Below are 15631 nucleotides of genomic sequence, written 5' to 3'. Positions count from 1 at the left end.
GGGCTACCCCCTTAAGCCTAACAAGATTGTATCTAAAACAGTGGTTAGTGATTTGCTCAGAATTTCAGGATAGACCCCGATCAACAGTACGAGGGCCAATAACACAAAAGCAGGAACTTTCTCCAGGACGGTCAGATCCTTAAAAGCGGAATGCGTTTCTTTTTTCGGTCCAAAGGTAACGGCAAGTACAGCACGCAGAATGTAAACCGCAGTCAGGATGATGCCAAGGGCGCCTATCGCTGCGATAATGGGCATCGTTTGGAAAAGACCAATAAAGGCAAGGAATTCACTGATAAACCCTGACATCCCCGGCAAACCAAGAGATGCAAGTCCTCCGGCAAGCAGTACCCCTGCAGTGACGGGCATCGCTGCTGCAAGGCCGCTGAAGTCCTGTATATCCGAAGAGCCGCTTCTCTCGTATAGTACGCCAATCAGAAAGAACAACAGCGCAGAGATAAGGCCGTGAGAGACGAGCTGGAAGATGGCTCCCTTCACACCCGCTTCGTTCATGGCTGCCAGCCCAATCAGCACAATGCCCATATGAGATACCGATGAATAGGCGAGTACTTTTTTCAGATCGGTTTGAACGATGGCCAGAAAAGCACCGTACAACAGATTGATCACACCCAGGATGGCAATTAAAACACCCAGTTTCTTAAATTCTTCAGGAAAGAAGCCCACACCGAACGTGAAAAGCCCATAAGCTCCAATCTTCAGGAGAATTCCGGAGTGAAGCATGACAATGGAAGGCGGTGCCTGAACGTGAACCCTGAGCATCCACGTATGAAGCGGAAAGATGGGAAGCTTGATCCCAAACGCAATCAGCAGCGAAACAAGGACAGACAGACGGAACGTGCTTCCTGCAACGGCTGCTCCATCCGGGCTTGCCAGTATTTTTGTCAATTCTCCATAATTCAGAGTACCTGTTTTCATGAACAGGGCAACAAACACAATCAGCAGAATCGCTGAACCGATTCCGTTATAGATTAAAAAGCTGTAGGCGGCTTTTTCCCTGTCGGCATATCCCCATCGACCAATAAGAAAGAACATGGGAATCAGCGTGATTTCAAAGAAGATGAAGAATAAAAATAAATTTTGGGAAGCAAATACGCCCAGCATGCCCAGTTCCAGGATCAAAAAGAAGATGAAAAAGCTTTTTGAAGCATTCTTCATGTTCCACGAGGCGAGCGCTGCAAGAAAGGATACAACTGCCGTTAATATCAACAGAACGAGAGAAAGGCCGGTAATGCCCAGTTCGTAGTTGATTTTCAACTGCATGCTTCCATTGAGGCCTTCCAATGTGTAGGAAATCCAGTTTGCCTGCTCGGTCATCTGAAGACCTGAAACAGAGGAGTGAAAACCGGCCGCGGCGATCAGAACGAGGATCAGCGGCAGAAGCGTACCGAACAATCCGGCAAGCTTGATGGCCCTCTCGTTTTTCCATGAGAGAAAGCTTAATGCAAGGATGCCGACGAGTGGTGAGAATACGAGCAGGGACAGCATATAATTCATGAGAAATACCCCCCTGTAACGGCAAAGATTAGCAGCAGGAGAACCAAACCGGCAAGAGCGATGGCGCCAAACCTCTGCACCTGGCCATTGTGGAATTCAGACCCTTTTTTACCGATCCAGTGAACAAGCCCTGCTGTGCCGTTGACAGCGGCTTCCACCAAATACCGGTCGACATAGCTCCAAAAATAGCTGAAAACCGTAGTCCCTCTGACTACCGTAGCCTGGTAGATTTCATCCGCATAATACTTGTTGTAGATGAGGGAGCTTAATGATGGGAAGGAACGGGACAGCCAGTCTCTCGCCAATGTTTTCTTTCCATACATCACATAGGCAAGAGCGATCCCTGCCAAAGACAGAACAACAGCAAGAACCGGAATCCACACCGGACCATGCACTTCCTCTGTTGAAAATGATACAGGTCCCTGGCTCAGGTAATCCTCTAAAAATGATCCGAACCACGGGGTATTCAAGTACCCGGCCACAATCGCAAGCAGCCCCAGTACAAGCATGGGAACCTTCATGGATATTTCAGACTCTTTGACTTCCTGAGTGTGATTGGCAGGACTTCCGGAGAACACCATGAAAAACAGCCGGAACATATAGAACGCGGTGAAAAAGGCGGCGATCAGCGCCAAGGTAAACAAAACATACCTTCCGTTCTCATAGGTCGCCATCAGAATTTCATCCTTACTGAAGAAACCGGAGAACAGAGGAAAACCGGAAATCGACAGGGCACCAATTAAAAACAGGGGAGCTGTTACTTTCAGCTTGTTCCACAGTCCGCCCATTTCTTCAATGTTTTGCGTATGTACTGCATGGATGACACTGCCTGCGGCAAGGAAGAGCAGCGCTTTAAAAAAGGCATGTGTCATTAAATGAAAGATTCCGGCTGTATAGCTCCCCGAGCCAAGAGCGAGCATCATATAACCGAGCTGGCTGACTGTCGAATAAGCGAGCACCCGTTTAATGTCTTTCTGCATTAAACCAATAGATGCCGCAAAGACCGCGGTTATCCCACCTACCACTGCGACTGTGGTCATCGCTGCGGCGGATGCTTCAAACAGCGGGTACATGGAAGCCACCAGATAGACACCTGCAGCTACCATTGTTGCTGCGTGAATGAGCGCAGATACCGGGGTCGGGCCTTCCATGGCATCCGGAAGCCAGGTATGGAGAGGAAGCTGGCCTGATTTTCCGACGGCTCCAACAAAAATCAGAATGGCTGTCAGCGTAATCATGTCCGGTGAAATGATTTTATTTCCTATCGCTTTGAAAATCTCATCGTATTCGAAGCTTCCCGTTTGCCAGAATAAGAGAATAATGCCAATAAACAGACCGACATCCCCGATTCTGGTCATAATAAACGCCTTTTTAGCAGCTGCCTTTGCTTCCGGCTTAAAGTAATAGTAACCGATCAGCAAAAATGAACCGAGCCCCACGAGCTCCCAAAAAATGTAGACCTGAAGCAAGTTTGGTGACAATACAAGGCCGAGCATGGCAAAGGTGAACAAACCAAGATAGGCAAAAAACACATGAAAGCGGTCATCTCCGTGCATATAGCCTTTGGAATACAAATGCACGAGAAAGCTTACAAGCGAGACGACAACAAGCATCAATGCATTCAGCGGGTTAATCTCAAACCCCATTGTTACAGGATGGTTTCCGATATTTAGCCACAGTCCTTCTGCTTTATAGGACTCTCCCCCCCATTGGCCGGCCATGACAATGACAGACAAAACCAGAGAAAGAAAAGTTAATAGAATACCAGCATAAGCAGAGGCTTCCTTTAACTTTTTTCCAAAAAGTAAAAGAAGGATGAAGGATAGCAGCGGTAACAGTGGTATAAGCCAGGCATTCTGCATCATCATTTCCAACCCCTTTTTAGCGCTTCATAATATCCATTTCATCCACATTAACAGTCTTGCGGTTACGATACAGAGCCATTAAAATGGCAAGGCCCACTGCAGCTTCAGCAGCAGCAACCGTTATGGTAAACAACGAAAAAATCTGCCCTGTAAGACCCGGATTTACTCCATATTTCGCAAAAGCCACCAGATTAATATTCACTGCATTCAGCATCAATTCAATGGAGATTAACACAATCACCGCGTTGCGCTTGGTGAGAGCGCCAAACAATCCGATACAAAACAAAATGAGCGCAAGCACCAGGTAGACCGATAAAGGAATCGTACTCATTTGCCTGCCTCCTTCTCATCATCCCTTTTTGCAATGACAATAGCGCCGATTAAGGCTACGAGAAGCAAGACCGATGTTAATTCAAAAGGAATGACATATTTTGAGTAAAGCTCAACGCCAATTTTTTTCGTGTTATCAATATGAAGGTCGGTCGCCGGATTTCCAAGGCTGAGACGGTTAATACCAAAAAACATGATCAGGAAAAACACAAGGATTCCTGCTCCCGACAATAAAACGGTCATTTTTGGCAATTTCCATTCCGTCATTCGCTCATGCCGGGTCAGCATGATACCAAACAGCATAATGATCGTAATAGCCCCCGAGTAGATCAGCACCTGTACGGCGGCCACAAACTCGGCGGAGAGCGTAATATAAATTCCCGCGATGGCGAGAAAAGTAAATACGAGCGCAACCACCATATGAATGACGTTGGACATATTGATCATCATGACTCCGCCTGCAATCGCCGTTAACGCAAGGATAAAAAAAGCAATACTCTCACCGGTCATGCTTTATTCTCCTTCCTTACGTTCTTGTCGTTTTCATCCAGCCAGACCAGGTCTTTAAACAATTCATCCCGACTGTATTCCGCCAATTCAAAGTTGTTCGTCATAACAATCGCCTCAGTCGGGCAAACCTCTGTACACAAGTCACACAAAATGCAAATTTCAAAGTTGATATCATACGTATCAATGATTTTCCCCTTTTTGCCCGGATCAGGATGGGGTTTTCCAGTAAGCTGAATGCAGTCTGTCGGGCAGATGTTTGCACATTGATTACAGACAATGCATTTTTCCGGATAGAACTTCTGAATGCCCCTGAACCGGTCAGGCATTTGAAGAGGAACATCCGGATACTGTGTTGTCACGTTCTGCTTTGTTAAGTTGCTGAGTGTATATTTCAAGCCTTTCGCAAGACCCTTCATTATGCACCACTCCTATTCTGCAGATTGCCTATCTTAAAAAAAGTTCCTTTACCACAGCACTTACAAAAATATTGAGAAGAGCAACCGGCAAAAGAACCTTCCAGGCGAATTCCATCAGCTGGTCTGCTCTTAATCGGGGCATGGTGCCGCGTACCCAGATCATAAAGAAAACAATCAGGCTGAATTTAAGGGCAAACCAGATGATTCCCGGGATGAAGCCCAAGAACGGAACAGGATTCCATCCGCCTAAGAATAGAACCGTCGTCAGGGCTGCCATCGCAAACAGATACACATATTCAGTCAGCATGAAAAACGCCCAGCGGAAGCCTGAGTATTCCACATGATACCCGGCAACCAGCTCTGATTCAGCTTCCGGCAAATCAAACGGCGTCCGGTTCAACTCGGCAATGGAGGAAATGAGAAAAACGATAAATCCAAGTGGCGACAAAAACATGTATGCCACCGTTTTCTGCCCCTCGACAATCTCTGTCAGGTTCAGGCTTCCGCTGAACATAATCACGCCGACAACCGAGACGACGAGAGGAATTTCGTAGGATATCATCTGGGCGGCTGACCTCATCCCCCCAAGCAGGGAATATTTATTGTTGGAGGCCCAACCCGCCATCAAAATCCCTACTGTGGTAATACCAGATATGGCTATGTAATACAAAAGACCAATGCTAAGATCGGAAAATTTCAGATGATCGGAAAAAGGAATGGCCGCCAGTACCATAAAGGCCGGAGCAAACGCAAGAACAGGAGCCAATACGAAAAGCGGTTTGTCCGCTGCCTTTGGAATGGTATCTTCCTTGATCAGCAGCTTCATTACGTCAGCTACTGTCTGCAACAGCCCGAATCGCCCTCCGACCCGGTTTGGCCCGGGGCGAAGCTGCATAAAGCCAAGCACTTTCCGCTCCGCAAGAATGGCATACGTTACAAAACCGAGGACGATCACCAGGAGGCATGCTCCCAATCCCAAAAAGATCGCTGCATGAATCCACCCTGGTGGCGAGGTTAACAAGTCATTCACCATCAGCCGTCCACCTCCCCTAACACGATATCGATACCGCCGAGAATGGTAATCAGGTTGGAGATATTTTCACCGACAAGAAGCTTGGGCAGGATCTGAAGATTGTAGAAGGAAGGCCTCCTGAACTTCAGGCGGTACGGCTCCTTTTTCCCTTCCGATGCAATATAGCAGCCAATTTCTCCCCGCGGAGACTCAATCCGTACAAAGGCTTCTCCTTTAGGCGGTTTAATGATTTTGGGCACCTTGGCCATAACCTCTCCGGTTTCCGGAAATTGTTCGACAGCTTGTTCAATGATCTTCAGAGATTCCTCGATTTCCGCCATTCTGCATTGATAGCGCGCCCAGGCATCGCCGCTGTCAAACGCGGGAACGTCAAATGTAAACCGATCGTAAAGGGAATAGGGTTCGTCTTTTCTGAGATCCCATTCAATTCCTGTACACCGGAGGTTTGCACCGCTCAGCGAATAATCCAGCGCTTCTTCTTTGGAATAAAATCCAATTCCCTTCACACGGTTCAAAAAGATCTCATTTCCCGTCACCAGATCATGATATCCTGCAAGCTGTTCCCGCATGTAAGGCACAAAATCCCTGACTTTTTCGATCCATCCTTCAGGAGCGTCCCATTTTACACCGCCGATCCGCATGTAATTGAATGTCAGGCGGGCTCCGGAGATCTCATTTAAAAAGCCGATAATGGCCTCTCTTTCGCGGAAGGCATAGAGAAAAGGGCTCATGGCGCCAATATCAAGCAGATAGGTTCCAAACCACACCAGATGGCTCGCAACCCTTCCAAGCTCCATCACCAAAACACGAAGATAATCGGCACGCTCAGGGATTTCGATATTCATCATGGTTTCCACCGCGTGACAAATCACATAGTTGTTGGTCATGGCTGCCAGATAATCCATTCGGTCGGTATACGGGATAATTTGTGTGTATTGAAGGTTTTCGGCCAGCTTTTCAGTTCCTCTGTGAAGGTAACCGATGACAGGATTGGCTTCTACAATGGTCTCTCCATCTATTTTCAGAACGATCCGGAAAACCCCATGAGTACTGGGGTGCTGCGGGCCGACGTTCAACAGCATTTCTTCGGTGCGGATCACTGGCTACACCTCCACGTCATAGGGTTCGTAGTCTTTGCGGAGCGGATGTCCGATCCAATCATCCGGCATCATAATTCTTGTTAAATTCGGATGCCCTTTGAAGGTAATTCCGATCAGATCATATGCTTCTCGTTCGGGCCAGTCGGCGCCCGCCCATAACGGAGCCAGGGAGTCGATGACCGCTTCTTCTCTGTTTATTTTTACTTTAAGTGCGACGGGACAACGGTGTGAGTAGGAGTAAAAATGGGTGTACACTTCCAGGTGAGTCTCAAAATCTGTGGCATGAAGTTCTGATAAATAATCAAAACGAAGTTCTTCGTGGTGTTTTAACAACTGGGCGATTTTAAAATATGTATCCGGTTGGGCAACCAGAGTCGGAACATCCTTGGACAACAGGTTGATGTAGCTGTCTCCCAGTGCGCCGTCTCCCAATTCTTTTTGGATGATGGCTTTATATTTATCCAAAAGCGGCTGAAGAGGAGAAGGCTTTTGTTCCTCGGCAGGTTCATCAGCCGTTTTTGCGGCTGCTGCTGCCTTTGCCCGTGCCGCAGCGGCAGCTTTTGCTTTCGCGGCTGCTATCGCTTTGGCTTTTTCATCGGATGCATCAGAGGAGTCTGCCGCTCCTCCCCTGGAGGCTTTTGCTTTCGCGGCAGCTGCTGCTTTGGCCTTTGCCGCTGCGGCAGCCTTCGCTTTGGCTGCAGCAAGAGCTTTTTCATCTTCTGTGGCTGCTCCGTCTGATGCGCCTTCACGGGCGGCTTTTGCCTTAGCGGCAGCTGCTGCTTTGGCCTTTGCCGCTGCGGCGGCCTTCGCTTTGGCTGCAGCAAGAGCTTTTTCATCTTCTGTGGCCGCTCCGTCTGATGCACCTTCACGGGCGGCTTTTGCTTTCGCAGCAGCTGCTGCTTTGGCCTTTGCCGCTGCGGCGGCCTTCGCTTTGGCTGCAGCAAGAGCTTTATCCTTCGCTAAAGTATCATCTGGTTCATTGCTCTTTTCTGCAGGTTCACTTTCTTCTTTCTTTTCCAGCGCTTTTTGTTTGGCAAGCTCCAGTGCTTTCGCCTTCGCTTCAGCGGCTGCACGCTTTTTCAACTCTTCCTTTGATAACGACTCATTGGATTCAGGCGGTGTTCCATCATGTTCGTTTGGCATTACATCACCTTCTTCCCTGTCTTCGCTTCATACCGGATCTTTTCCTGCAATTTATTGATGCCATATATCAAAGCAGCAGGGTTCGGCGGGCATCCAGGGATATACACGTCAACCGGCACAATCTGGTCCACTCCCTTAACAACCGCATAGGACTTAATATAAGGACCACCAGCGGTTGCACAAGAACCCATGGCAATGACCCACTTTGGCTCGGGCATTTGATCGTACAGCCTTTTCAGCACCGGGGCCATTTTTTTCGTTACGGTTCCCGACACAATCATCACATCCGACTGACGCGGAGATGTCCGGAATATGCTTCCAAAACGGTCAAGGTCATAGTGAGAGGAACCGGTTCCCATCATTTCTATCGCACAGCAGGCCAGACCGAATGTCAGCGGCCAAAGAGAATTGCTCCTTGCCCAGGCCTTAATCTGTTCGAGGGTGGCCATAAATACATTGCGTTCAAGCTCTGCTTTTTCTTCAGGAGAAATATCGGAAAGCTTCAGATCCATTTCAGCACCTTCTTCTTCCATGCGTATAGTAAACCAAGCGCAAGCATCACAATGAAAATACCCATTTCGATCAGCGCAAAGGCACCCAGATGATCATAAGCGACTGCCCAAGGATACAAAAATACGGTTTCCACATCAAAAATGACGAACATGAGAGCAAACAAATAATATCGTACATTAAATTGAATCCAGCTTTGATGAAAAGGTTCAATTCCGCTTTCATAGGTCGTGTACTTTTCCTTTGTTGGCTTATACGGCCGAAGCAGCCTGCCTGCAGTTAAAGCTCCCACCGGCAAAAGAATACCCAGCGCAAGAAAGACGGCAACAACTAGATAATTGTTCTGGTAAATGTGGATAGCGTCCATCTCTTACCCCCTAATCATCTGAATTTTTCAAACATTATGTAATCGTCTTCATTATAGCAAATTCCAATATTTGTGTCGACAATACGGAGGTAGCAGGAGTTCTGCCCCACTATAGAGTATATGTGCTTGTTCAGCGGGTAGAATGACGTTCAGCCTTGAGGAGATGGATTCCCAATGCTACATTGAAAAAAAGGAGAGAAAACATGGATACAAGAAAGAAAGCTGAAAAGAAGTGGGCCCAACAGAAATACGAAGTGATGGCCAAAAGCTATCGGTATTACAGCGGCATCAGAGACAGATTCCGCGAAGCAAAAGAGGAAGAAGATTATGCAGCCATTTTGGAAGAGCTAAAAGAATTGGAACAGGTACCGTATACCAAAAAGGGATTCAACAATACATCCCAGCATTTATGGGGCTATTTTAAAAGAGGGGCCACACAGGAGGAAAAAGACGAGTTCTTTGAACGGCTGGAGAACTGTTCATCCCTTCCTGATGAATTTGACAAAGGGGAGCCGGCCGCTGAACATCTGCTGAACTATATTAAAAAAACCCTTTTAGCCTCGCACCCTCAACCTTATCTCAGTCAATCCTCCATATTAAAATAGGGTGCCGGGGCTTCTTGTAAAAGCCCTGACACCCCTGACGAGCGCATTTTCTATTCCAGCACACGCCTTGCTCCAATGTATTTGGTTTTCCAGTAGGAATCGGTCATTTTTACTGCTCTTACTCCCTTTGTCGTTGCGCCGATAAAGGTCTGATTTCCATTATATATCCCTACGAAGGTTGCTTTTTTCTTTCCGACTAAATCATAGAAAACAAGGTCACCTTTATGCAGCTTGGCGGCCTTAACGGAAGTTCCCGCCTTGTATTGATCAGCAACCGTACGAGGAAGCGTTAATTGAGCGGCTGTTTGATACGAATAAAGGACAAACCCGCTCGCATCAAATCCTTTTGGTGTTGTTCCCCCCATTTTAAATGGCTTTCCGATGTTCTTTACAGCTACGGCCGCGGCCTGATCGCCGAAATAATTATCGACCATATCATTTTTAATCTGCTTTTCTTTACTCCAGGACGTAATGGTATATTCCATGTTTCCTGTTTTCTTTACCATAAAATAAAGATGATTATAGCCTTCTGACAGCGTTCCTTTATAAGACTTGTTAAGCTTTGCAAAGAATGTTGCGGAAAATTCAATCTGCCCCTTTTCATGTCCCACTTCAGTCAGACGCTGAAGCTGGAACTCCTTCACATTCTTTTTGAATACCACAACATCCATTTTTGCTTCCTTGGCAAACTGCCTTTGAGCTTCCTTGGCATTTGGAATGGCAAACTTAAAAAAGATTTGAACCGGATTCACATTAAACGGAATGTCATCTTTTGCAGCTGCATAAACGTTTTCGGCGGGCTGCACTCCTCCAACTGTCATTCCTGTTACTAAACTTGCTGCAACAACAGCAGCGGCCATCCATTTCTTCATCTTACATACCTCCGACCGTTTGATTTGCGCTCAAGAATTCTGTGCACAATCGATTAGTCGCCACTTAATGGAAAAAGTTACATAAAAAACGATTAAACAGCTTGTGTGCTGTAGCTCATTTGGCGCTCCAGTTCTTCCGTATGCTCTTGTGTTTGCTCTGGCGTCCAGTTCAAATGCTTCGCCATAAACGCAATCGCTTTTTCCTTCCATTGGCGAACATACGCGATATCGAAATACATCGCGCTTGTACGTCGGATAAAATAATCGGCAGGAGTTGTAGCCATCTCTTCATCCATTGCATAGACCAATGTGGCATATACATTGACTGGCAAGTTGTTCAACTCGGCTTCTTTTTTACCGTCACGGATGATTTCAAACAAACGGTCAACATTGGAACCGTACTTTTTAACCAGCTGCTCTGCATCTTCTTGGCTTAAACCAAGGTTAAGCCCTTCTGCTGTCTTTTCCCGGATGAACTCCGGATAATGGCTGCTTCCGCCGACATTTCCGCCGGAAAGCACCAGGTGCTTGGTATTGCTTGTGTCATATTTGATGCCAATTTCTTTTTCAAGCTGTCCGGCTACGATATCTGCTACTTTTTCAGCCATTTTTCGGTATCCGGTTAATTTACCTCCGGCAATTGTGATCAATCCAGAAGGAGAAAAGAATACTTCGTCTTTCCTTGAAATCTCAGAAGGATCTTTTCCTTCTTCATGAATCAATGGGCGTAATCCCGACCAGGAAGATTCAATGTCTGCTTCCGTCATTTTCACCTCCGGAAACATAAAGTTGATGGCGTTAATGACATAATTGACGTCATCATGCGTAATTCTTGGATTTTTAAGATCTCCTTTGTAATCTGTATCAGTTGTACCCACATACGTTTTGCCATCACGAGGAATCGCAAATACCATACGGCCGTCCGGTGTATCAAAATAAACAGCCTGGTGCAACGGGAACCGCTCCTGGTCGATCACAAGATGAATTCCTTTTGTATGGTGAATTCTTTTACCTTTTTTGGATTTATCAATATCACGCAATTGATCCACCCAAGGACCTGCTGCGTTTACAATTTTCTTCGCATAAATTTCATGCGTTTCACCAGTAATCGTATCTTCTGCTTTAACGCCAAGCAGTTTTCCGCTTTGATCATAGATGAAATCAACTACTTTAATGTAGTTTACGGCTTTCCCCCCACGGGCTGCTGCTTCTTTCATTATCTCAAGCGTAAGACGTGCATCGTCGGTTTTATACTCAACATAGTAACCTCCGCCGAGCAGATCTTTACTTTTGAGCAGTGGTTCCCGTTTCATTGTTTCTTCCTTGGTCAGCATGGAACGGCGCTCGTTCCGCTTTACTCCAGCCAGGAAGTCATAAACCTTCAAGCCAATGGAAGTTGAAAATTTGCCAAACGTTCCCTCTTTATAGAAGGGAAGAAGCATCCACTCTGGTGTGGTTACATGTGGTGCATTTTCGTAAACGATCGCACGTTCTTTCCCCACTTCTGCCACAAGGCCCACTTCGAACTGTTTCAAATAACGAAGTCCGCCATGGACCAGTTTTGTAGAACGGCTGGATGTACCTCCGGCAAAATCCTGCATTTCCAACACGCCTGCTTTCATACCGCGCGTGGTGGCATCCAGAAGAATCCCTGCTCCAGTAACCCCGCCTCCGATGATCAACAGATCCAGGGACGAGTCTTTCATGTCCTGAATATACTGCTTTCTTTTATTGCTTGAAAATGAAATATCCATATCAACGCCACTCCTTCATCATTCCATCAATTTATTCATTTCCTAAATTTCCACAATTAAAGCACCTAATTTTACTCAGAGAATAAAAAAGAGACCACAATACCCCTGTATCCATGTACAAGGTATTGTGGTCTCTCCATAGCTCCGACCGTTATTAACTTATGATTGTATCATAACAAGTTATCCCGGAAAGTGCAAATGGTGTGCTTTTGGTTTATTGGAAAACCCGCGCGGCTTCAACTGCTTTTTTCCAGCCTTTATAAAGGTCTTCTCGTTCCTTCTCTTCCATTTCCACATCAAAATCTCTTTCCACTTTCCACTTGTTCGCAATTTCTTCGCGGCCCTTCCAGAAACCAGTTGCAAGACCGGCAAGATACGCGGCTCCAAGCGCTGTGGTTTCATTGATTTCAGGACGTTCTACAGGAACACCAAGGATATCGCACTGGAACTGCATGAGGAAGTTATTCATAACCGCCCCTCCGTCCACGCGAAGCTTTTTCAATTCAATATTGGAGTCGGCTTCCATAGCTGTCAGCACGTCACGTGTTTGAAAAGCAAGGGATTCCAGTGTGGCACGAACAAAATGTTCTTTTTGGGTACCTCGTGTTAAACCGAATACTGCACCACGTGTTTTGCTGTCCCAATACGGAGTTCCCAATCCAACAAAGGCAGGGACTACGTAAACACCATCGGAAGAAGTCACACGGGTCGCCAAATCCTCACTTTCAGGAGAGGTACGAATAAGCTGCAAGCCATCACGAAGCCACTGAACCGCGGAACCGGCAACAAAAATGCTTCCTTCCAGCGCGTACTCAACTTTTCCGTCAATGCCCCAGGCCAGTGTCGTTAACAGCCCATGCTCCGAACGCACGGCTTTCTCACCTGTATTCATGAGCATAAAGCATCCTGTACCATAGGTGTTTTTCGCCATACCGGTTTCAAAACAAGCTTGTCCAAACAGGGCAGCCTGCTGGTCTCCCGCAATGCCGGCAATTGGAATACTTTCACCGAAAAAGTGATAATCAATGGTGTGTCCGTAAACTTCAGAAGAAGATTTTACTTCAGGAAGCATGGACGCCGGTACACCCAGGATGTCCAGCAATTCTTCATCCCATTTCAGATCATAAATGTTATACATCAACGTACGTGAAGCATTGGAATAATCCGTAACATGAGCTTTTCCGCCAGTCATTTTCCAAAGAAGCCAAGTATCAATCGTTCCAAACAGAAGGTCTCCGTTTTCTGCCTTTTCCCTCGCGCCTTCTACGTTGTCCAGGATCCATTTCACTTTTGTTCCGGAAAAATAAGCGTCAATAAGCAATCCTGTTTTGTCTCTAAATAAATCGTTATATCCTTGTTCCTTTAACTCTTCGCAAATGTCTGCGGTCTGTCTGGATTGCCAAACAATCGCATTGTAGACCGGTTTACCAGTGTTTTTATCCCAGACGACCGCTGTTTCCCGCTGATTGGTGATGCCAATTGCTGCGATTTCCTTAGGAGATGTATTGGTACCCTCCAGTACTTGAGCGACCACAGCCAAAATACTGCCCCAAATTTCCTGTGCGTTGTGTTCTACCCAGCCCGGTTTGGGAAAATGCTGTGTGAACTCCTTTTGCGCCACATTGACACATTCGCCATCTTTATTAAAAAGAATGGCCCTTGAGCTTGTTGTCCCCTGATCGAGAGATAAAATATATTTCTTTTCCATGTTCTTTTCCTCTCCTTTACAAAAATAACTGGTTTTTTTGATGCATATTTTTTATTTGACGGCTTCCGTAAACTTTGTAGCTCTTGGAAGTGGTTGATTTTCGTTTCTAGATAGCTCGCTTTTACAACTATATTTAGTTCTTGATTCGTTCGCCGTGTGTAAAGCTGTGGGTGCCCCGTTTACCGGCAAAATGGGCGGCCGCAATGACAACAGCAGATAATACTGTCCAGCTCCAGAAGAAAGCGGTTACTTTGCCCTTGAACAATACCTCATACAGAAGTGCTCCAAAAACGCCTCCGAGAATCGGTCCCACTACAGGGATCCAAGCGTACTTCCAGTTGGATCCTCCCTTTCCGCTGATTGGAAGGAAGAAATGGGCCAGTCTCGGTCCAAGGTCACGCGCCGGGTTGATGGCATAACCGGTAGTACCACCCAAGGATAATCCGATCGCCACAATTAGAAAACCAACAATTAACGGGTTAAGTCCTTCTGTAAATTTATTCGCGCCTATTGCCAAAAGTCCTACCAGCAAAACGGCTGTTCCAATGAACTCACTTAAAAGGTTCGATAATGTATGTGGTATTGCAGGGTCTGTCGAGAAAACTCCCAATTTAACGGCTTTGTCTTCTGTTTTTTCCCAATGCGGAAGGAACTGAAAATAAACAATAACCCCTCCAAGGAATGCACCCAGCATCTGGGCCAGGATATAGCCGGGAACCTGCGACCAGCTGAACTCTCCGACGGCAGCCAATGCTAATGTGACGGCCGGGTTAAGATGCGCACCGCTTACATTTCCAACCGCATATACCCCCATCGCTACCGCGAGTCCCCATCCCAAAGCTACGACGATCCATCCTCCGCCTTCTGCCTTGGATTTCTTCAAGCTGACGTTGGCGACAACTCCACCACCAAATATAATCAAAATCATGGTTCCTACAACTTCTCCCAGTATCGGTGACATTCTGCAACACTCCTCTCAATTTTAGCAACGATAATATCCTATTCAAAACAAAAGACCAGCAAAAAAATCCCACACATACATGTAAGGGCTTCCGCTGATCTCCGATTCTCCGTCAGAATATTAACTTGTCTATTATTTAAACACAGTTTGCAAACGCTGTCAATAAAGCGCGGCGAGGGAATAAAAGGAATCACCCTCACCACAACTCTTTATCCGAGGTGGTTACTGCCACAGCTCCAGCTTTAATCGCCAGTTCGATTTCCTCTTTTGTGCGGATCAAGCCGCCGGCAAACACGGGTATCCCCGTTTTTTCGTGAACCTCCTGAATGATGTTGGGCATGAGTCCAGGAAGCACTTCAACGTAATCCGGCTGGGTTTTTGTGATAATTTTATAACTGGTTTCGAGTGCAATGGAATCGAGAAGAAACAAACGTTGAATGGCAATTACACCTTTTTTCTTGGCAGTGGCGATCACGTTGCTTCTTGTGGAGATGATGCCTGCCGGTTTGATTTCCTGACAGATAAACTCTGCCGCATATTCATCCGCCTTCAGGCCGCTGATCAGGTCGGCATGAACGAAAAGTTTCTTGTTCGCCCGTCCCGCCAGTCTTACCATATCCTTCAGCTGGGCAATGTGGCTGTCCAAGATGACGATATAGGTATAGGAGGTGTCCAGCAGCTTCTCCAGGTCCTTCCATTTTCGGACGGCCGGCAATACGGTTTGGTTTTGAAATGTCATAGGTATACCTCCCAAGCCGAGTTTTCCTTATTATATCCTTTTTTATGTAGAAACGAAAAATAGGACTGTCCAAGAAGTCTGGAAGCTGTTGATTTTCGTTCCAGCCCGCTCGCTTTCCACTACAATCAACTTTTCAGGGATGCTTTTTACGCAAAATGGGACTGCCTGAAGGTCTTTTGACTTTCAGACAGCCCCATTTGACTGTT

At 46.5% G+C, this 15631-nt stretch carries 16 protein-coding genes; 1 reads left to right on the top strand and 15 read right to left on the bottom strand.

Annotated elements, in window-relative coordinates:
• Positions 1–3: 3 nt before the first annotated feature.
• The 10 genes from AS030_RS16460 to AS030_RS16415 are packed head-to-tail and all read right to left on the bottom strand — an operon-like array spanning position 4 to position 8786.
• Positions 4–1512 (bottom strand): complex I subunit 4 family protein, encoded by a 1509-nt coding sequence (locus AS030_RS16460; RefSeq protein WP_061973600.1) that lies wholly within the window; start codon positions 1510–1512, stop codon positions 4–6.
• The gene (nuoL, locus tag AS030_RS16455) at positions 1509–3377 is read right to left on the bottom strand and encodes an NADH-quinone oxidoreductase subunit L (RefSeq protein WP_061973598.1); all 1869 of its coding nucleotides are present in this window, start codon (positions 3375–3377) and stop codon (positions 1509–1511) included. Before nuoL ends, AS030_RS16460 begins: the two co-directional genes overlap by 4 nt.
• A 16-nt stretch (positions 3378–3393) precedes the next feature.
• Positions 3394–3708 carry an NADH-quinone oxidoreductase subunit NuoK gene (gene nuoK / locus AS030_RS16450; RefSeq protein ID WP_061973596.1) on the bottom strand — a complete coding sequence of 105 codons (315 nt, stop codon included), beginning with the start codon at positions 3706–3708 and terminating at the stop codon, positions 3394–3396.
• On the bottom strand, positions 3705–4217 hold the full coding sequence (locus AS030_RS16445; RefSeq protein WP_061973594.1) for an NADH-quinone oxidoreductase subunit J: 513 nt from the start codon (positions 4215–4217) through the stop codon (positions 3705–3707). The genes nuoK and AS030_RS16445 overlap by 4 nt, the downstream gene beginning before the upstream one ends.
• Complete coding sequence (gene nuoI, locus AS030_RS16440; RefSeq protein ID WP_061973592.1) at positions 4214–4633, bottom strand: NADH-quinone oxidoreductase subunit NuoI; 420 nt, start codon at positions 4631–4633, stop codon at positions 4214–4216. The genes AS030_RS16445 and nuoI overlap by 4 nt, the downstream gene beginning before the upstream one ends.
• 28 nt (positions 4634–4661) lie before the next feature.
• The gene (gene nuoH / locus AS030_RS16435; RefSeq protein WP_061973590.1) at positions 4662–5666 is read right to left on the bottom strand and encodes an NADH-quinone oxidoreductase subunit NuoH; all 1005 of its coding nucleotides are present in this window, start codon (positions 5664–5666) and stop codon (positions 4662–4664) included.
• A complete protein-coding gene (locus AS030_RS16430) occupies positions 5666–6766 on the bottom strand; it encodes an NADH-quinone oxidoreductase subunit D (RefSeq protein ID WP_061973588.1) in 1101 nt (366 codons plus the stop codon). Before AS030_RS16430 ends, nuoH begins: the two co-directional genes overlap by 1 nt.
• Before the next feature lie 3 nt (positions 6767–6769).
• Positions 6770–7909 (bottom strand): NADH-quinone oxidoreductase subunit C, encoded by a 1140-nt coding sequence (locus AS030_RS16425; RefSeq protein ID WP_061973586.1) that lies wholly within the window; start codon positions 7907–7909, stop codon positions 6770–6772.
• Positions 7909–8421, bottom strand: coding sequence for a NuoB/complex I 20 kDa subunit family protein (locus tag AS030_RS16420; protein WP_061973584.1), 513 nt, complete (start codon positions 8419–8421; stop codon positions 7909–7911). The genes AS030_RS16425 and AS030_RS16420 overlap by 1 nt, the downstream gene beginning before the upstream one ends.
• Positions 8412–8786, bottom strand: a complete 375-nt coding sequence (locus AS030_RS16415) for an NADH-quinone oxidoreductase subunit A (protein WP_061973582.1) — start codon at positions 8784–8786, stop codon at positions 8412–8414. The genes AS030_RS16420 and AS030_RS16415 overlap by 10 nt, the downstream gene beginning before the upstream one ends.
• A gap of 203 nt (positions 8787–8989) precedes the next feature.
• Here AS030_RS16415 and AS030_RS16410 point away from each other — a divergent pair, with 203 nt between their 5' ends.
• Positions 8990–9391, top strand: a complete 402-nt coding sequence (locus AS030_RS16410) for a DUF1722 domain-containing protein (protein ID WP_061973580.1) — start codon at positions 8990–8992, stop codon at positions 9389–9391.
• A 50-nt stretch (positions 9392–9441) separates the two neighbouring features.
• Here the strand turns inward: AS030_RS16410 and AS030_RS24360 are convergent, their stop codons facing one another.
• The 5 genes from AS030_RS24360 to AS030_RS16385 form a co-directional block, all read right to left on the bottom strand.
• Positions 9442–10263, bottom strand: a complete 822-nt coding sequence (locus AS030_RS24360; protein WP_061973577.1) for a C40 family peptidase — start codon at positions 10261–10263, stop codon at positions 9442–9444.
• A 92-nt stretch (positions 10264–10355) separates the two neighbouring features.
• On the bottom strand, positions 10356–12017 hold the full coding sequence (locus AS030_RS16400) for a glycerol-3-phosphate dehydrogenase/oxidase (RefSeq protein ID WP_061973575.1): 1662 nt from the start codon (positions 12015–12017) through the stop codon (positions 10356–10358).
• Between the two features lie 214 nt (positions 12018–12231).
• A complete protein-coding gene (glpK, locus tag AS030_RS16395) occupies positions 12232–13725 on the bottom strand; it encodes a glycerol kinase GlpK (protein WP_061973573.1) in 1494 nt (497 codons plus the stop codon).
• A gap of 133 nt (positions 13726–13858) precedes the next feature.
• Positions 13859–14686 carry an MIP/aquaporin family protein gene (locus AS030_RS16390; RefSeq protein WP_061973571.1) on the bottom strand — a complete coding sequence of 276 codons (828 nt, stop codon included), beginning with the start codon at positions 14684–14686 and terminating at the stop codon, positions 13859–13861.
• Between the two features lie 196 nt (positions 14687–14882).
• Positions 14883–15425 carry a glycerol-3-phosphate responsive antiterminator gene (locus tag AS030_RS16385; RefSeq protein WP_061973569.1) on the bottom strand — a complete coding sequence of 181 codons (543 nt, stop codon included), beginning with the start codon at positions 15423–15425 and terminating at the stop codon, positions 14883–14885.
• Positions 15426–15631: the final 206 nt, after the last annotated feature.

This window comes from Fictibacillus enclensis (assembly GCF_001457035.1).
GTDB classification, from domain to species: Bacteria; Bacillota; Bacilli; order Bacillales; family Fictibacillaceae; genus Fictibacillus_C; species Fictibacillus_C enclensis.
This window is presented reverse-complemented; position numbering and strand designations above follow the sequence as displayed.